General features: G+C 61.4%; 3 protein-coding genes and 3 tRNA genes. All 6 read right to left on the bottom strand.

Features of this window, described 5'->3' with window-relative positions; genetic code table 11:
* Nucleotides 1-125: 125 nt before the first annotated feature.
* A tRNA-Thr gene (locus EA796_RS22840) sits at nt 126-201 on the bottom strand.
* A gap of 26 nt (nt 202-227) precedes the next feature.
* A tRNA-Gly gene (locus EA796_RS22835) sits at nt 228-301 on the bottom strand.
* A 24-nt stretch (nt 302-325) separates the two neighbouring features.
* Nucleotides 326-410 (bottom strand) — tRNA-Tyr (locus tag EA796_RS22830).
* A 142-nt stretch (nt 411-552) separates the two neighbouring features.
* Entirely contained in the window at nt 553-1,236 is a 684-nt protein-coding gene (locus tag EA796_RS22825; protein ID WP_122110279.1) for an SPOR domain-containing protein, read from the bottom strand.
* A gap of 8 nt (nt 1,237-1,244) precedes the next feature.
* Nucleotides 1,245-1,994, bottom strand: coding sequence for a pantothenate kinase (locus EA796_RS22820; protein ID WP_122110278.1), 750 nt, complete (start codon nt 1,992-1,994; stop codon nt 1,245-1,247).
* Nucleotides 1,984-2,949 (bottom strand): bifunctional biotin--[acetyl-CoA-carboxylase] ligase/biotin operon repressor BirA, encoded by a 966-nt coding sequence (gene birA, locus EA796_RS22815; RefSeq protein WP_122110280.1) that lies wholly within the window; start codon nt 2,947-2,949, stop codon nt 1,984-1,986. The genes EA796_RS22820 and birA overlap by 11 nt, the downstream gene beginning before the upstream one ends.
* Nucleotides 2,950-3,133: the final 184 nt, after the last annotated feature.

Here is a 3,133-nt window from a genome sequence, read left to right as displayed (position 1 = left end):
TTGACGTGCGGTTTGTTACGTTCAAATTTCTCTTTAGCCATCTTGACCGTCTCCTAGCGAAGAATTGAGCAAGCCATGCCGCCATTAAAACAAAGGCAGATACTTTCATATCTGCCTTCATTAGATGGAGCTCATGAGCGGATTTGAACCGCTGACCTCACCCTTACCAAGGGTGTGCTCTACCAGCTGAGCTACATGAGCCAAACTCTATTGCGCCAACCACAAACTGGAGCGGGTAGCGGGAATCGAACCCGCATCATCAGCTTGGAAGGCTGAGGTTCTACCACTGAACTATACCCGCGGAGCTTGCAGCTCACGCTGAATCTGGTGGAGGGGGAAGGATTCGAACCTTCGAAGTCGATGACGTCAGATTTACAGTCTGATCCCTTTGGCCGCTCGGGAACCCCTCCAAAGTGAGGCGGCATTTTCTAGATCTGCCACCCTGCTGTCAAGCATTTTCTCATTTAAAATCGTGAGGTTAGCTACTTTGACAACATCTTCGTCGGGAACCAACTTTGACCACCCTGCGAAGCGGGCGCCATTCTATGCAAACTACTGGAGCAATGCAACGCCTTCGCAGGGCATTAGTTGATGCTGCAAACCGGCGAAATCGCCGGCCAATCGCCCGAGCAAAAACTCATCGGCCAGACGTCTGCTTTCCGGCGCGACACGCACCCAGAAACTGCGGTGCGCGCGCGACAACTCGCGCATTTGCGGCTCGTAACCCACTTCGCGCAGGCGCTGCATGACGCTATCGGCCGAGTCGCTGCGCGGGAAAATACCCAGGGAGATGCCGTTGGCCAGATCGCCTTGGGTAATGATGTAGCTATCGATACGCCGTGCCTGCAGCTCGCGCAGCTGCCGCAACGACGCCTGTCGCGAAGCCAGCGGCGGTAGATAAACCCAGTATTCAACCCCGGCTGCCGCATCGACGCTACGCACCTGGGCCTGAATATCCAGGCTGAGCAAGCGCTGCTCCACCACCTTCGCCCGCGCCTCTTCCTCGAAGCTACCGAGAAACAGACAGACCGCCGCCGAGGCCGGCGACTCCTCTTCCGCCGGCTCACTGACACGCGCGCGCGGCGCAGTGGTCTCGCTCAGCAGGCGGATATCCTTGCGCGCGCCCTGGTAACTGCTCGTCGGCGCGACTTCCTTGGCGCGCAGTGGCGCCTGCTGCTGGTGCCAGACGTAATAGAAGACATTGAGCAGAACGAGCAACAGTAAGATCCAACGCATGCCTTGCCTCAATTCAGCGGACAGGCGATGGCCAGCCCGACAAAGACCAGATCGGCCACGACTTGCGCGCCCGGCACGACATCGCGCACCAGGTCAGCATCCCCGCCAGTCAGGAAAACCTCGAAACCTTCCGGAAAGCACAACCGCGCCTGCTCTAGCTGCACCGCGACAAAGCCCCTCAGCATCAGCACGCAACCGCGCTCTACCGCCTCCGCCGTGGAGCGCCCGGGCTCCAGCTCCTGCAACGCCGCCAATGCCGACTGCCGGTCGTAGCGAATGCGCCGGGTATGCGTGCTCAGCTGATCACGCATCAAGGGCAGGCCAGGGCAGATAAAACCACCGAGATGCGCGCCATCGGCCGCCACCAGATCGGCGGTGACCGCCGTACCGAGGTCCACCACCAGGCAGGCGCGCTGGCCCAGGTGGTAGGCCCCCAGCACCGCCAGCCAGCGATCCAGGCCAAGGCGCTGGTAATCGTCGTAGCCGTTGCGCACCCCCCCGGCTTCTTGGGCCGGCTGAGCGCAGCAAACCTCGACGACGAAGGCCGCACGCAACTCCTCCACCAACCGAGTGGTCTCCGCATCACTGCGCACGCTGACCAGGCGACAGTAGCGAATGCTCAACCCCGGAAACTCCGCCAATTCGGCAAACAACCCGGCATCGGAGTCGACCACTCCCGAGCAGACCCGCTCGCCCCCCTGCACCCTGATCACACGCCACTTGATGAAGCTATTACCGCAGTCGAGCTCAAGAATCATGCTGCAACCTCAGGCTCAACTCTCCGCCACTGAAAGAACGCTCGACGCCCTCCACACTCAAGCGGATGGCACCGCGCTCGTCCACTCCGAGCACCACGCCAAGGGTTGCATCATCGCCCGCAAGCAATGCAACCGAACGACCGCGCCACAGATGCAGCGCCTCCCACTCCTCGCGCAAGCCGGCAAAACCCAGTCGCCAGTGGCGAGACAGATGCTCGGCCAGTTGGCATAGCAGCTCGCCTGCTAGCAGATTGCGATCGAACATGCCACCGAGACACTGACGCATGGAGATCCAGGGCTGATCGATGGCCGACGACGAGTCGAGCGCCATGTTCGCATTGATACCAATACCGATCACCACATGGCAGACATCCGCCGGGTCGCCGGAAAGCTCCAGCAAGATCCCGGCAATCTTGCGCCCATCCACCAGGACATCGTTCGGCCACTTGAGCCCAGCGGCATTCAGGCCACAAACCTGCAGGGTACGAGCCACCGCCAGCCCCACAGTCAGACTCAACGCCTCGACCTGGCGCATCCCGCCGTCGACCCGCAATGCCAGGCTGCAGTAGAGGTTTTCCGCAAAGGGACTCGCCCAGGCACGCCCGCGCCGTCCACGCCCGGCCGTTTGCCGCTCGGCGAGCACGACAAAAGGCGCGCTTTGCCCCCCCTCGAGTCGGCGCATTACCTCCGCATTGGTCGAGTCGAGACTGGCCAGCACGGATACCGGCCACGCCAAGGTCGCGACCTGGCGCTCGATCAGAGCGGCATCCAACAAGGTCATCGGCGCAGCCAAGCGATAGCCACGCCCAGGAACCTTGAATACCTCGATCCCAAGCTCGGACTCCAGGCCCTGCAACTGTTTCCAGATGGCGCTGCGACTGACACCCAACGCTGCCCCCAAGGCCTCGCCAGAATGAAAGCGCCCATCCTGTAGAAGTTTCAACAATGCCAGCATGCCAGGCCCCGCCACGAACAAGGCTGGCATGATAACGACGAGCCCACGGCTTGCATAGAAAGCAGAAGACTGCAGGAGCGCGCGAACAGCGCACCCCGCTGCAAAGCCCGATAGCCTTAGGATGCCCCGCACGCACCGGGCCGTTAGCTGCGCCAGCGCTGTTCCAGGTTTTCCCGGCGCAAAG

Source organism: Pseudomonas sp. AOB-7, assembly GCF_003696305.1.
Classification (GTDB): domain Bacteria; phylum Pseudomonadota; class Gammaproteobacteria; order Pseudomonadales; family Pseudomonadaceae; genus Aquipseudomonas.
This window is presented reverse-complemented; position numbering and strand designations above follow the sequence as displayed.